This window comes from Snodgrassella sp. B3882, from assembly GCF_026535915.1.
Taxonomy (GTDB): domain Bacteria; phylum Pseudomonadota; class Gammaproteobacteria; order Burkholderiales; family Neisseriaceae; genus Snodgrassella.
The window spans coordinates 528,796-542,381 of the sequence record NZ_JAFNPF010000001.1; the positions used below are offsets into that span (position 1 = coordinate 528,796).

The 13,586-nt window shown below is 41.3% G+C and carries 14 protein-coding genes; 5 read left to right on the forward strand and 9 right to left on the reverse strand.

The window, feature by feature from the left end:
- Positions 1–7 precede the first annotated feature (7 nt).
- The 4 genes from tatC (at position 8) to J3U68_RS02260 (ending at position 4,981) form a co-directional block, all read left to right on the forward strand.
- Complete coding sequence (gene tatC, locus J3U68_RS02245) at positions 8–769, forward strand: twin-arginine translocase subunit TatC (protein ID WP_416384650.1); 762 nt, start codon at positions 8–10, stop codon at positions 767–769.
- A 137-nt stretch (positions 770–906) separates the two neighbouring features.
- Positions 907–2,691, forward strand: coding sequence for a PglL family O-oligosaccharyltransferase (locus J3U68_RS02250; RefSeq protein ID WP_267374146.1), 1,785 nt, complete (start codon positions 907–909; stop codon positions 2,689–2,691).
- Positions 2,692–2,854: 163 nt separating this feature from the next.
- A complete protein-coding gene (locus J3U68_RS02255; protein ID WP_037488666.1) occupies positions 2,855–3,538 on the forward strand; it encodes a response regulator transcription factor in 684 nt (227 codons plus the stop codon).
- A gap of 39 nt (positions 3,539–3,577) precedes the next feature.
- The gene (locus J3U68_RS02260; protein WP_267374150.1) at positions 3,578–4,981 is read left to right on the forward strand and encodes a sensor histidine kinase; all 1,404 of its coding nucleotides are present in this window, start codon (positions 3,578–3,580) and stop codon (positions 4,979–4,981) included.
- A 470-nt stretch (positions 4,982–5,451) separates the two neighbouring features.
- Here J3U68_RS02260 and yihA read toward each other — a convergent pair whose 3' ends face one another.
- Positions 5,452–6,090, reverse strand: coding sequence for a ribosome biogenesis GTP-binding protein YihA/YsxC (gene yihA / locus J3U68_RS02265; RefSeq protein WP_267376185.1), 639 nt, complete (start codon positions 6,088–6,090; stop codon positions 5,452–5,454).
- Between the two features lie 285 nt (positions 6,091–6,375).
- Here yihA and J3U68_RS02270 point away from each other — a divergent pair, with 285 nt between their 5' ends.
- Complete coding sequence (locus J3U68_RS02270; RefSeq protein ID WP_267374152.1) at positions 6,376–7,941, forward strand: TerC family protein; 1,566 nt, start codon at positions 6,376–6,378, stop codon at positions 7,939–7,941.
- A 64-nt stretch (positions 7,942–8,005) separates the two neighbouring features.
- On the opposite strand, the gene J3U68_RS02275 is transcribed toward J3U68_RS02270, so the two are convergent.
- The 8 genes from J3U68_RS02275 to J3U68_RS02310 all read right to left on the reverse strand — a co-directional run bounded on the left by J3U68_RS02275 (position 8,006) and on the right by J3U68_RS02310 (position 13,533).
- The gene (locus tag J3U68_RS02275) at positions 8,006–8,209 is read right to left on the reverse strand and encodes a glycine zipper 2TM domain-containing protein (RefSeq protein ID WP_267374155.1); all 204 of its coding nucleotides are present in this window, start codon (positions 8,207–8,209) and stop codon (positions 8,006–8,008) included.
- 202 nt (positions 8,210–8,411) lie between these two features.
- Positions 8,412–8,735, reverse strand: a complete 324-nt coding sequence (gene hpf, locus J3U68_RS02280) for a ribosome hibernation-promoting factor, HPF/YfiA family (RefSeq protein WP_267374157.1) — start codon at positions 8,733–8,735, stop codon at positions 8,412–8,414.
- 53 nt (positions 8,736–8,788) lie between these two features.
- Positions 8,789–10,162 carry an RNA polymerase factor sigma-54 gene (gene rpoN, locus J3U68_RS02285; protein WP_267374159.1) on the reverse strand — a complete coding sequence of 458 codons (1,374 nt, stop codon included), beginning with the start codon at positions 10,160–10,162 and terminating at the stop codon, positions 8,789–8,791.
- Between the two features lie 6 nt (positions 10,163–10,168).
- Positions 10,169–10,918, reverse strand: a complete 750-nt coding sequence (gene lptB / locus J3U68_RS02290; RefSeq protein ID WP_267374162.1) for an LPS export ABC transporter ATP-binding protein — start codon at positions 10,916–10,918, stop codon at positions 10,169–10,171.
- An 8-nt stretch (positions 10,919–10,926) separates the two neighbouring features.
- Entirely contained in the window at positions 10,927–11,427 is a 501-nt protein-coding gene (lptA, locus tag J3U68_RS02295) for a lipopolysaccharide transport periplasmic protein LptA (protein ID WP_267374164.1), read from the reverse strand.
- The gene (gene lptC, locus J3U68_RS02300; protein ID WP_267374166.1) at positions 11,408–11,992 is read right to left on the reverse strand and encodes an LPS export ABC transporter periplasmic protein LptC; all 585 of its coding nucleotides are present in this window, start codon (positions 11,990–11,992) and stop codon (positions 11,408–11,410) included. Before lptC ends, lptA begins: the two co-directional genes overlap by 20 nt.
- Complete coding sequence (gene kdsC, locus J3U68_RS02305; RefSeq protein ID WP_267374168.1) at positions 11,989–12,528, reverse strand: 3-deoxy-manno-octulosonate-8-phosphatase KdsC; 540 nt, start codon at positions 12,526–12,528, stop codon at positions 11,989–11,991. The genes lptC and kdsC overlap by 4 nt, the downstream gene beginning before the upstream one ends.
- Before the next feature lie 30 nt (positions 12,529–12,558).
- Entirely contained in the window at positions 12,559–13,533 is a 975-nt protein-coding gene (locus tag J3U68_RS02310) for a KpsF/GutQ family sugar-phosphate isomerase (RefSeq protein ID WP_267374171.1), read from the reverse strand.
- Positions 13,534–13,586 lie beyond the last annotated feature (53 nt).

The following is a 13,586-nucleotide window of genomic DNA, read 5'->3' on the forward strand; positions in this document are numbered from 1 at the left end:
TGTTGTTATGTCGCTAGATCAAAATGCTGAAGTTTCTTTTATTGAACATTTGTTGGAATTACGCCGTCGTTTGCTTTGGTTATTAGGAGTTTGGCTGCTTTGCTTCGTGTTCATGGTTCCTTTTGCGCAAAAAATTTATACTTTTATTGCTGAGCCTTTACTGGTTAATTTGCCAGCTGGTAATAAAATGATTGCTACCGAGGTGATTGCGCCTTTTTTTGTGCCAATTAAAGTGACTTTGATGGCTTCTTTTATCCTAACTTTGCCTCATAGTTTATTTCAGATCTGGGCATTTGTTGCCCCAGGGTTATACCGACATGAAAAACGGTTGATTTTGCCGTTGCTGACTGCCAGTGTTATTTTGTTTGCATTGGGAATGACCTTTGCCTACTTTATTGTATTTCCAATAATTTTTAAATTTTTAACAGGCATCACGCCGGCCGGTGTTGTCATGGCTACAGATATTGATAAATATTTGTCATTCGTGATGGGGATGTTTGTGGCTTTTGGGGTAACGTTTGAGGTGCCTGTGGTGGTTATTTTATTAAATCGCATGGGTGTCGTTTCAGTGGCGCAACTGCAGCGAGTTCGCTCTTATGTCATTGTGGGTGCTTTTGTGGTTGCAGCAGTGGTAACACCACCCGATGTTTTATCGCAAACGTTAATGGCACTGCCTCTGATTTTTCTGTATGAAATCGGGATTATTGCATGCCGTTGTCTGGGTAAGAATAATAAACAGCGCTCTTCTCTTGCTGTAAAATCGGAATAAAAATCAATTGTTATATTGACTTAACACTTTCTCAGGCTGTCTGAATGCATTCGGGCAGCCTGTTTGTGATGGTTTAGTCTTATTTTAGAACCATGTCTGTTGGAGAATATATGCATCAGCATAAGTTGGATTCGCACTTGAATTCGCCCCGATTATCAGCGCAGCTGATTTGGTGGGTAGGGATGTTGGCTATCTGTATTGTGCCTTTCATGTCCAGTTGGCGTACTGGTACTTTGTCCAGTTTTTATCTGGATGCCGGAAGCTTATTTTTTGCGGTTGCCTTGTTTGGTTTAACCGTCTTAACGCAAAAAACGAAAGTGCGTATACCCGTTGCTTCGGTCGGATTGTTGCTATTGGCTCTATTGCTGATGCTGCAAGCCAGAATAATGCGGTTGCCTTATACGAGTCAGTCTGATTTGGCTGCATTGGTTTTTATCATTTTTGCCTCTTTAGCTTGGTGTGCCAGAGCTTGGGTCATTCGAATTGGACAGACTCAGGCAGTAACGATTATGGCTTTTGCCATACTCATTGGCGTGCTGTTACAGACAATAGTTTGCGCTTTACAATTTGCTGGTATAGCCGGTTCCATCCCCGGTGTGTTGCCGGGTCCGGGTAATCATTATATTTATGGACAGTTGGCACAGCGCAATCATCTGGGGCATTATTTGATGTGGGGTGTATTGGCTCTGTGCTATTTGTGGCATCAACGTCGGCTATCTGTTTGGCTGGTGATACCTTTGCTATTGTGGTTTACCGGAATTATGGGATTGATAGGATCCCGGACTATTATTGCCTACGTGGTCTTGATTGCTATTTCGCTACTGTTTTGGCGCTGGCGAAATGGCAAGACTGCTAATCGGTTTTTAACTATGCTAGCCATAGGTATTGCCTTGGTTTTGTTGTTTCAGTTTATTCTCAGTCCTTTATTTCAATGGTTATGGCAGATTCATTTTGAATCGGGAACTTCTCGGCTGGAACAAGGTGGATTTGCCATGTCAGGTCGACGGATGGAATGGCACAAAGCTTGGTTGATCTTTAAAAGTGCACCTTGGTTTGGCTATGGCTGGGGAAGCTACTCCTATCAAGGTTTTGCTATCGAGCATGTCTATCCCTTGGGTTTTCGTGAGTATGAAACTTCGGTTCTATTTACCCATTGTCACAATTTGATTCTGCAGCTTTTGGCTGAAACAGGTTTGGTTGGCTTGCTAATCGTGATTGGCTGTTTTTTTTACGCCATCTGGCCTTTTTTTAGTAAAGATTTTAACCCTTCATCAATTTTGCTGGTTAGTCTAATTTTGGTTTCACTTTGCCACAGTATGTTGGAATACCCCTTATGGTATGCCTATTTTCTCGCCGTGTTTGTTTTATGCACTGCGTTAACACCTGTGTCAGAGAAACAACAGCAAACTCATTTTCAGCCTTTCTCTCAAAAAAAGCAGCTATTTTGGGGTATGTTGGCATTAATAACGATGTTACTCATATTTCACCAAATGATTTTGTACCAGCAATTTATCATGCTTCGAGCGAGTCATTCTTCCGCACGCACAGAACAGATGATACGTATGCAGCATTTTCGTAAACGTATGTATTTTATGCGCTATTACATAGACATGGCCATTATAGAACAGGTCAATGCGGTTTATCCAAAATTGCCTGCAGAAGGGAAACAAGCGGCTCTATTAACTGGTCGGTATCGACCGTATTCTAATACGCTGGTACGAGGATTTTATCTGGCGGAAGAAGAAAAGATTGGAGAGGCGAAGGAATGGTTTGATCATGTAAGCCAGTACTATCCTTATACGCTGCCCGATCTAATTAGAAAAGTGAAAGAACAGCCTAAAACTGTGGTGCTCAAACCACATTTTCAGCAGGTATGTGACAGTTTTAACAGCCAAAAACCATATTCATTCAAATGTATGTGATTGGCAATATTATTGTTTAACATTGTGGTTTTAAATGAAAAAATTAGCAAAAGCGGCTCTAATGTAAAGATAAATTTTGTCTACATGTTAAGATATAAACCGTAAATTGAGTTAAAAAGCTTGTAGTGAATACAGACCTTATACTTCCATTGAGGAGGATGATATGAATCGTGTACTTTTGATTGATGACGATAATTTATTGACAGAATTGTTAACTGAGTATTTAACAGCCGAAGGGCTGGAAGTGAGTAGTGTAGCTGATGGCGAAACTGGAGTTAAGGACATTCTGTCCGGGCAGTATGATGTAGTAGTACTGGATTCTATGATGCCGAAGATGAATGGTCTGGATGTACTGAAAACAGTACGTGTACAAAGCAAAATCCCGATTATTATGTTAACTGCTAAAGGTGACGATATAGATCGGATTATTGGTCTGGAAATGGGTGCTGATGATTATGTACCTAAACCATGTCAGCCACGCGAGTTATTGGCTCGTATTAATGCTATTTTACGTCGCACTCACCAAAGTCATGACAATGACCAAAATGGTATACCGAATAGCATCGCGGCCAGCGGCGTGGTTCTTTATCCAGCTAAACGTCAGGTGACCATCGATGACGAACCTTTAGAATTGACCAGTACAGAATTCAATCTTCTTGAAGTGTTGATGCGCCATGCCGGTCAGGTAGTTAGCAAAGAAACCTTATCTCTAGAGGCTTTGGATCGTAAATTAGCAAAATTTGACCGCAGTATTGACGTGCATATTTCTAGTATCCGGCACAAATTAGGTAATGCTAGCCTGATTCAAACGGTACGCGGACTAGGTTATTTATTTGTTAAAAATTAAACGGATACACAGGCTGTTTTTTAACAGCCTGTTTTAATTATGAAACTGTTCCCACGTATTTTTGCCACTTTTTGTGCTGTGATTGTCTGTGCCATCTTTGTGGCCAGTTCTTCTTTTTGGTTGGTGCAAAACACCTTAGCCGAAACCAGATTTAAACAACAGCGTAATTTTGAAGAAAACCTGTTGAGTAGTACCATGCAGGCTTTCAATCGACATGGTGATACTGGGGTACGTGAACAATTAATGCAATGGGGAAATAATCCCGGTGGTGAAAACTTATATGTCATTGCATTAGATAATAAAAACGATGTATTAGGTCGGCCAATTGATCCAGATGAAATTGAGAAAGCGCGCAAATTTGCCCAGTCAAATCCCAATTCAAAATTAGTCAGGATCGCTTACAGTACTTTAGGCGAAGAATATCTGTTTATGATTCGTGGTTGGAATTATGAACGCACACCCAGACCGCCAAGCCCGTTTTTTATTCCTGGACTACCCATAGCGCCAGTTTGGCATGAATTCATTATTTTGAGTTTTATTATCGTAGTAGGATTACTGACCGCCTATATATTGGCGAACAACATCACACAGCCTATCAGAGTATTATGGCGTGGTATGGATCGTTTGGCACACGGTAACCTGCAAACACGAGTTTCGCATCAATTATCTGAACGACGTGATGAACTTTATTCGCTTGCTGTCCAGTTTGACAATATGGCGGATAAATTGCAGAAATTGGTAGAGAAAGAACGTCATTTACTTCACCATGTATCGCATGAAATGCGCTCTCCTTTGGCCCGAATGCAAGCAATTATTGGCTTAATTCATGTGCAACCGCAAAAGCAAGAACAACATCTGCAACGTCTGGAAAGCGAGTTGGGACGTATGGATTTATTGGTCGGAGAGCTGCTGACTTTATCTCGATTAGAAACTTCTGATTTGCCCATTACGTTGGAACCTTTGGCTTTAGTGCCATTGATTAAACAGATAGTCGAGGATAATCAGGCCGTAGCGATGCAACATCAGCAAACCTTATTTTGGGATTGCGAAATTCCAGAAGATGCCTTGGTTGAAGCCAATGAAAGCTATTTATATCGTGCATTTGATAATGTCATTCGAAATGCCATCAATTACAGTCCAAATGGTAGCCGAATCAGAGTGCATATGTATGATGCCGGCAAGTCTTATTGGCAAATAGATGTTTCAGATAATGGTCCTGGTGTGGCAGAGAATCAGCTTCCGCATATATTTACCGCTTTTTATCGAGCTGATAGCAGTGCCAATAAACCAGGAACTGGCTTAGGTCTGGCTTTGGCTAAGCATATTATGGATCGGCATCATGGTCGAATATTAGCGGAAAATTTGCAACCTAACGGATTGATCATGCATTTTCTGTTGCCTAAATTTACGCCAAGTAAAAATAAGATTCGCCAGAAAATTTAATCCTTTAATGGTTCTATGCTTAACCGGATAAATGGATAGTCATATTCATCCGGTTAAGTATTTTATTTTACAAAATCAATAAATTTATTGGTCTTTTTCAACTTATCTTCAGTGAAGAGCAGTGAAATGAACAATAATTATGAACAAGAACTGTTTAGTTTATTAGCGATAATCAGCAAACTGAGGATAAGAATATTTATGGAATCCAAAAAGGTAGTTGTAATTGAGCGAAAAAAAGAATAGTTTAAATATTTTGAAATTAAACTATTCTCCATTTAGTTATTGATAACAATTCAATAAACCTATCGATGATCCTTATAAAATAAGGATTACCCTCATTCAATTCATATCCCGTTAACTAATTTTATTCAATTTCTGCGAATTAACAGCTAATCTTTTTTGTCTGCCCATGTGTTAATGAGTTAAGCCAGTTGTGAAAACACCATTAAACAAGGCGAGAAGCGGATAGATTAATTCAGTGAAGTTTCATCGTTATCTTTAATCTGAATGGCGCGCTGATTAAACCATTCAGAAACAATTTGGTTCACTTCATCTATCCCTTGTTTTTTCAGGCTTGAAAACAATTGCACCGTCACTTGCTGACGGGCAACATAAGGTTGAAGCAATTTTTTGACCTGAGCCAGCGTTTTAATCTGCTCGTTTTTGGACAGTTTATCCGCCTTAGACAATAGAATATGCACTGGCTGTTTCGTTACAGCAAAAAAATCCAACATTCTTTTATCCAACTCTTTGAGTGGATGGCGGATATCCATAATCAGAATCAAACCGATCAGTTGCGAACGGGTTTGCAAATAGTTACCTAATAATGTAACCCAATGTTGACGGACCGCTTCGGGGACCTGAGCATAACCGTAACCGGGTAAATCCACCATAAATTGCCCATTTGCCAGTTCAAAAAAATTGATGTGCTGAGTGCGTCCAGGTGTTTTTGAGACATAAGCTAAGCGGGTATGATTGGTTAAGGTATTGATTGCGCTGGATTTACCGGCGTTACTGCGACCAACAAAAGCGATTTCAGCTGAAGTAGCAGGCAGATCTTTCAGGTGATTAACGGTGGTATAAAACCGAGCATGATGAAACAGATTCATGAATAACGACATATCAGACTAATTAATAGCAATAGAATACCATGATTTGCAGTTTACATGAGTTTTTGCCATGACCAATTTACTGCGAGATGGGTAATCGTGCTTGATTTTTTAGAACAGAATGTTAAACTTAAACCATAAAAGTAATTAACTTTGAGGATTTTTTCAGATGGAAGACGGTGTCTCGAGTAGTCAATTATATGTAGACGTGTTTTTTTTCTGAATTTAAGGCAGCCTGTTTATAGAGCAGGCTGCCTGTTCTCGTTTTGTAGATAGGAAATTAAAATGGATTTTAGTTGGTTGGGGGAACCGACCACTTGGATAGGACTGACCACGCTGGTTATTCTGGAAATAGTCCTTGGTGTCGATAATCTGGTATTTGTTGCCATTCTTGCCAATAAAGCTAGCCCAAAAAAACGAGCGCAGGCGCGCATAACTGGGTTATGTTTGGCTGTGATTATACGCATCATCATGTTGGCAACGATGTCACTGATTGTGACGCTCACCAAACCTTTTGCACACATCAGTGGCTATGGTATTTCGGTTAAAGATCTGATCATGTTGTTCGGTGGTATGTTTCTGCTATATAAAGCCACTACTGAGTTGCACGAACGACTCGAAGGTCATACCGCTATGGCCTCTGTGACCAATGTAACGGTATACACCAGTTTCTGGAGCGTCGTCTTACAGATTATTGTACTTGATGCCGTATTTTCCCTTGATTCGGTTATTACAGCTGTTGCTATGGTTCAACATATTACCGTGGCGATGATTGCTGTCATCATTGCTATGGCGATGATGATCTGGGCCAGCGGACCTCTCACTGAATTTATCAATCGTCATCCGACAGTGGTCATGTTGTGTCTGGGCTTTTTGCTCATGATCGGTTTTAGCTTGATTGCCGAAGGTTTACACTTTGAAATACCCAAAGGGTATTTGTATGCCGCCATCGCCTTCTCTATCTTGATAGAAATATTCAATCAAATCTCCACCCGTAATACGCGGCGCAACGACATGATTGGTCGTTCGTGGCGCTATAGAACAGCCGATAGCGTGCTCGGGATGATGGGTTTACGAGAAAAGGAATTGGCTAAAGGCGGATTACAAAGCGATGATGATGAACATTTTGAAGAAAATGAAAAATCCATGATTCGCAGCGTGTTAACGCTGGCTGAACGACCGATTCCAGGAGTCATGACCCCACGCAGTGATATTGAAAGATTGGACATTTCTCAGTCACGTGAACAACAGCATGAACAACTACAAGCCACACCTTATTCACGCTTAATCGTAGTGGGGAAGGCCGGTATTGACGAACCACTTGGTTTTATCAACAAAAAAGATTTATTAAACCAGCTATTACATCAACAGCAATTAAATATTTTACAGGCTCTGCGTCAACCTTTGGTTTTGCCGGACAGCAGTACCGTCTTAGATGCGATGGAACTGTTTCGCTCCAGCAGTGCTGATATAGCATTGGTGGTAGATGAGTTTGGTGCGGTTTTAGGTTTGGTCACCATGAAAGATCTTCTGGAAACCATAGCCGGCGATTTCCCTGAAGAATATGAACGTACTGAAGCGCCCAGTATCCAGCGCAATGCTGACAACAGCGTGACAGTGGATGGCAGTTTAGAATATGCTGTGTTGGCTCAACAGCTACATTTACCACCTTTACCGGAAAATGCCGAATATCACACCGTGGCTGGGTTGATTATGGAAGAGATGGAAGACATACCGAACGAGGGTGATAGCATTGATTTTGCTGGTTATCACTTTGAAGTGTTACTTAAAGACGGGCGACGACTGGAACGAGTACGTATAAGCAAAATCATTCCACCAGAAACAGAGTAAATCGATTCATTCTAAAAAAGCCTGCTGATATCAGCAGGCTTTTATTGAAGCTGTAGAATGCAAATTATTTAATTTGACTACCAATCACACCACCTAAAGCAGCACCACCTAAGGTAGCACCAGTGTCACCACCAATCAGATTGCCAGTTACACCACCAAGTACTGCACCTGTCGCGGTATGACGTTGTGCAGGTGTCATATCAGCGCAGGCAGATAATGCAGAAGCCAAGGCAAACAAAAATACCATTTTTTTAATGCTCGCTTTCATGATAAACCTTTCTAAGCGCAATAAATATATCGTGTTAATCACCTAAATGGCTGTACCAACTAAAACTGGTGACAGACAAGATGTAATAACCATAATAAATGATATTACTGTTAAATCTCTTTAGCAGAAAAAGCGTATATTGGTGGATTAATTAACATTATTTGCTATTTAACAATTTACCTAAATGAATTTTCTCCATCCCTCAACTGATGTTTTCAGGCTGCAGAGTGGGTACTTCACGAGTATGCTGCTTTTTTTCTTTATGTTTGATGACCGCTCGATCTAACTTTGCCATCAATCCATCAATGGCTGCATACATATCGTTATCGCTACACAATATATGGATATCCTTACCTGCCAGATGCAAATTGATCTCTACTTTTTTGTGTATTTTTTCCACAGAGAATGTGACGGATGCATTAATCATCTGATCAGTGTGGCGAATAATTCGCTCAAGTTTACTGGTGGTATAGTCTTTTAATGCTGTTGTAACATCAAGATTTAATCCTATAAATTTCAAGTTCATACCACATCTCCTTGTTGATAGTCTTTACCAGACCAGAAAAAATTTTATTATATCTAACGACTTTCATGTTGTAATTTACGTTGGTGCGCCGGGGCAATTTTCAAGGACTCACGATATTTTGCAACCGTACGTCTGGCAAGGTTAATGCCTTGTTTAGCTAATTGCTCAACCAAATGCGCATCAGAGTAAGGACGTTGCGGATCTTCCTGATTGATTAAACTTTGTAATAATGACTTCACTGCAGTTTGGCTGTTACCGCTAGAATTTTGATCACTGCTGGCTATCGCGAGACTGAAAAAATAACGCAATGGGAAAATACCTTGTGGGCAGGTCAAATATTTCTGATTAATTGCACGAGAAATCGTGCTCTCAGCTAAACCCAATTCCTGTGCGGTGGCTTTAATGGTTAGTGGATTAAGAGCCAGCGCGCCGAAGGAAAAAAAATCCTGCTGCTGTTGTAAAATCCATTCACCAAGCCGTTGTAAAGTATTTTTGCGCATCTCCAGACTATTAATATAAGTATGTGCTTCCTGCAACTTGTTTTTACACAACGGGTCAATTTCATTATCCTGTTGCTGTAACCATTGTGCAAATGTATTTTCGATACGTATCTGAGGAAAAGCTTTTTTTAGAATACGCATTTGCCATTGACCACTGCGGTCAAGGTAAACTTCCATATCCGGTTGTATCGCCAAACTGGTATTGCCATCGTTCATACCATAACATGGATAGGGATTAAGACGACAGATGAGCTGGCAGGCATTATCGATAGTTGCCGCAGAAAATTGAGGTAACTGCCGGTACAGTTGATTAAGTTGATGCGTACTTAGCCATTGCCCAAAGTGTTGATCAATTAAGCAACGGGAGCAGGCGAGAACTTGCTCATCAGTATCATGATTGAGGTGATCTAATTGCAATAACAAAGATTCTTTCAAATCACGAGCACCAACGCCGCTAGGTTCGAATTGCTGCAAAATACTCAAAGCATGAGCTAATTCAGCTTCATCCAGTTGCCACTCAAGTGGGGTATTTTCAACCAAATCGATCAGGCTACAACTAAGATAGCCTTGTTCAGTTAAATTATCGATCAGAAAATGAACCAATGTTGCTGTAGATTCGTCTAAATTGTAATGGCACACTTGCTGATGCAATTGGGCGTACATGTCAGGATCATCTGGCAGCGTTTCCCATGCCTCGATATTGTCATGATTCCTACCCGTTTGCGGTGGCTGAACGTATTGTGCCAACACTGGTTCATCATCACTAAAACTGTCTATTTCCTCTAAAAAAGGATTATCGGCTAGCCAGCCAGAAACCAGCTCCTGCAATTCTAGTGTAGATAACTGCAAAACATGCAAAGATTGTTGAAGTTTCTGACTTAATTGCTGATTGAGTTTTAATTTTAGTTGCGATACTGGCTTTTGCATAGGCAATTAATATTCAAAATGTTCTCCCAAATAAACCGCGCGGACTTCTTCATTATTCACCAATTCTGCTGGAACGCCGGCAGCCAGTACACTGCCTTGATTAATAATGTAAGCGCGATCGCAAATTCTTAATGTTTCACGTACATTGTGGTCTGTGATAAGTGTACCGATGCCACGTTGCTTTAAAAATGCAATCAGATTTTGAATATCGATTAGAGCTATCGGATCGACACCGGCGAAAGGCTCATCTAACAAAATAAAACGTGGATTTCTGGCTAATACTCGAGCAATTTCTACCCGACGACGCTCACCACCAGAAAGAGAAAGGGCTTTATTATTACGTAAATGTTCAATATGCAGGTCAGCCAACAACATTTCCAGTTGTTCTGCTCGTTTTTGCCGGGGATAACTGATTTCTAAAATAGCATTGATATTCTGTGCCACCGTCATCTTGCGGAAAATTGAGGCTTCCTGAGGCAAATAGCCTAAACCCAGTCGGGCGCGCTCATAAATCGGACGATGACTAATTTCCTGTCCGTCAAGCGTAATACTGCCTCCATCGGCAGCAATCAGACCAACAATCATATAAAAACTGGTGGTTTTACCAGCACCATTTGGTCCTAATAAACCAATCACTTCGCCACTGTTGACCTCTAAGGCAACATTATTGACTACCTGACGTTGTTTGAAACTTTTTTTTAAGCCACTAACGCATAGTCGGCTGCTGGTTGATTCAGTAGTAGAAGTTGCATTCATAGTCAGGTTTATTTCTTTTTCGATTGCGGTTGAATAATGACTTGTACTCGGCCTTGTTTGGCTGCATTGACGGTATAAACCTCAGTATTGGTGTTATAGACAATGACCGCGCCACGAGCCATGTCGCCACCTCGATTTACCTGTGCATTACCCGTTATGGTCACAATTCCGGTCTGGCTTTCATAATGTACATTGTTACCTTTGCCAAATACTTTGCCTTCTTTTTCCAACTGTTGACCGAAAGTGGCTGGATTTCCAATAGCAATAATCGTTTGATTACCCGCATTATCCTTATGCGCTGTAATCTTAGAGGCATTCATATACATCGTTCCTTGGCGCATTTTAACATTACCAGTAAAAACGGTAGTCTGATTCTGTTTATCCAGCGACCCTTGATCAGCTTCAATTTCTATAGGTTGATGCCGATCACTTTCTAATGCCCATACTTGTAGACTGCTCATCAACAAACAAAGTGTAGCTAAGATTTTCTTATGGTTTTTGCGGATCATAAATAATTGCCTTTACGCGAGCGGGTAAATTCAAGAAACCGCGCTGTTTATCGTATTCAAAACCTACTGAAGTGCCTTGTGATAAGCCATACTGATATTTTACTGGTGCATCCGTTACGGCAGATTGAGTTTGCGTATCAATATGTAAAATACTGGTATTCAACTGACCCTCTGGTTCCTGACCAACCGCATTCTTATGCCAGGATACATCATCGATCAAATCAATTTTACGACTATCCGTAAAATATTGCGCCTTATTTGCAGTGATGTGATAAAGATCTTGACCATTTTTATAAAGATGCATATCAAGTTTATCAATAAAAATAATCGATTGTTGCGGATATTGGCGTGCTGCTTGTGCCTTAATGGTTTCACTTAGCTGTCCATCTTGGTTGAAGCGCTCACCTGAAATAACATCTATTTGATACTTTGGTTCCTTCGGGTTCAATGGGATTTCTACCGTTTTCACCTCAGTGATACGATCCAGCCAAAAACTGATCCCACCCAGTCCAATGGCCAGTACCAGAGGAAACAGCCAATTACTGCGGGCATGAATCACACTCATACCAAATACTCCGCCAGATAAGCTCTCAAATAGCCCTGTGCATCTAGCAACATATCGCATACCTCGCGTACAGCACCATTGCCCCCTGACGCCTGAGTAATATAGTCAGCATGCTTTAGCACCAGTGGATGAGCGTTAGCCACCGCCACCGCCAGCGCACAATGCTTCATGACGGGTAAATCCACCACGTCATCACCAATATAAGCACAGTGTTGCTCTTCTAAACCCAGTTTTGCCAACAATTGCTGGTAACAGCTGCGTTTATCGGCAATCCCCTTAAAATAGTGGTGAATACCTAATTGCTGAACGCGGATACCCACCGATGGCGCATCACGCCCAGTGATAATCGCAGTTTGTATCCCATGTTTATGCAACATCTTCAGCCCATGTCCGTCCAGAGTGTGGAATGACTTAATTTCTTCACCATTATCGCGGATGAAAATCCGACCGTCTGTGAGAACGCCGTCTACATCCATAATAAACAATTTGACTTGTTGTGCAGCTTTCAAAACAGTAGAAGAGGCAATTAAAGTCATCATTAATCCTTAAATTGGGGTAGATTAGGTTTAAACAATACGTGCTTGCAATAAATCATGCATATTGATTGCACCAATCGGATGCTGGTGCTGATCAATTACCGCCAAACCATTGACTTTATTGGCTTGCATCAACTTTAACGCTTCTGTAGCCATTTTTTCTGCCGTGATGGTTTTCGGGTTAGGGTGCATCACGTCCGCCATCACCACATCATCCAATTGATGATTATTTTGGAATAATCGGCGTAAATCACCATCCGTGAACAATCCACATAAGCGGTTATCTTCATCAGCCACAAGCAACATGCCCAATCCCTTTTCACTCATGATCACAATGGCCTGCTTCAGCAGCGTCTGAGTTTGCACCAATGGCATATTCTCTCCGCTATGCATCACATCAGCAACCGTCAATAATAAACGTTTGCCCAAACTTCCAGCGGGATGACTCAGCGCAAAATCCTCAGGAGTAAACTGACGCGCACGCAATAAAGCCACAGTTAGAGCATCTCCCAGCACCATCACCGCAGTTGTGCTCGATGTTGGTGCTAGTCCCAGCGGGCAAGCTTCTTGCGATACATGCGCACACAGATGAACATCAGCATGTTTCGCCATCGTGGATTCAGAATTACCAGTGATGCAAATCAATTGCACATTTTTGCGTTTAATCGCAGGCATAATCGCCAGAATTTCATCACTTTCGCCGGAATTGGATAATGCAATCACCACATCACCGTCCACTATCATGCCTAAATCACCATGACCAGCTTCAGCAGGATGAACAAAATAGGCCGGTGTACCAGTTGAGGCCATCGAAGCTGCAATTTTGCGTCCGATATGGCCACTTTTACCCATCCCTGTAATGATCACTCGCCCGCGACAATCCAAAATCGTGGCAACAGCATCCGTAAAATGCTTATCCAGACTGGCGCCTACCTGACGTATCGCCTGTTCCTCAATAGCAAATACTTCCTTGCCCCAAAGCAAATAATTTTCGCGTGCATTCATAAAAACATCAGTATCAAAAGATTCAGATAAAAATTCAACTTAATGCTGCTAAT

Excerpts from the sequence above, each read along its gene's own strand:
- tatC (WP_416384650.1), top strand. The coding sequence starts at position 8 with ATGTCGCTAGATCAAAATGCTGAAGTTTCTTTTATTGAACATTTGTTG.
- J3U68_RS02255 (WP_037488666.1), top strand. The coding sequence starts at position 2,855 with ATGAATCGTGTACTTTTGATTGATGACGATAATTTATTGACAGAATTG.
- J3U68_RS02260 (WP_267374150.1), top strand. The coding sequence starts at position 3,578 with ATGAAACTGTTCCCACGTATTTTTGCCACTTTTTGTGCTGTGATTGTC.
- yihA (WP_267376185.1), bottom strand. The coding sequence starts at position 6,090 with ATGAATCTGTTTCATCATGCTCGGTTTTATACCACCGTTAATCACCTG.
- J3U68_RS02270 (WP_267374152.1), top strand. The coding sequence starts at position 6,376 with ATGGATTTTAGTTGGTTGGGGGAACCGACCACTTGGATAGGACTGACC.
- J3U68_RS02275 (WP_267374155.1), bottom strand. The coding sequence starts at position 8,209 with ATGAAAGCGAGCATTAAAAAAATGGTATTTTTGTTTGCCTTGGCTTCT.
- hpf (WP_267374157.1), bottom strand. The coding sequence starts at position 8,735 with ATGAACTTGAAATTTATAGGATTAAATCTTGATGTTACAACAGCATTA.
- rpoN (WP_267374159.1), bottom strand. The coding sequence starts at position 10,162 with ATGCAAAAGCCAGTATCGCAACTAAAATTAAAACTCAATCAGCAATTA.
- lptB (WP_267374162.1), bottom strand. The coding sequence starts at position 10,918 with ATGAATGCAACTTCTACTACTGAATCAACCAGCAGCCGACTATGCGTT.
- lptA (WP_267374164.1), bottom strand. The coding sequence starts at position 11,427 with ATGATCCGCAAAAACCATAAGAAAATCTTAGCTACACTTTGTTTGTTG.
- lptC (WP_267374166.1), bottom strand. The coding sequence starts at position 11,992 with ATGAGTGTGATTCATGCCCGCAGTAATTGGCTGTTTCCTCTGGTACTG.
- kdsC (WP_267374168.1), bottom strand. The coding sequence starts at position 12,528 with ATGACTTTAATTGCCTCTTCTACTGTTTTGAAAGCTGCACAACAAGTC.
- J3U68_RS02310 (WP_267374171.1), bottom strand. The coding sequence starts at position 13,533 with ATGAATGCACGCGAAAATTATTTGCTTTGGGGCAAGGAAGTATTTGCT.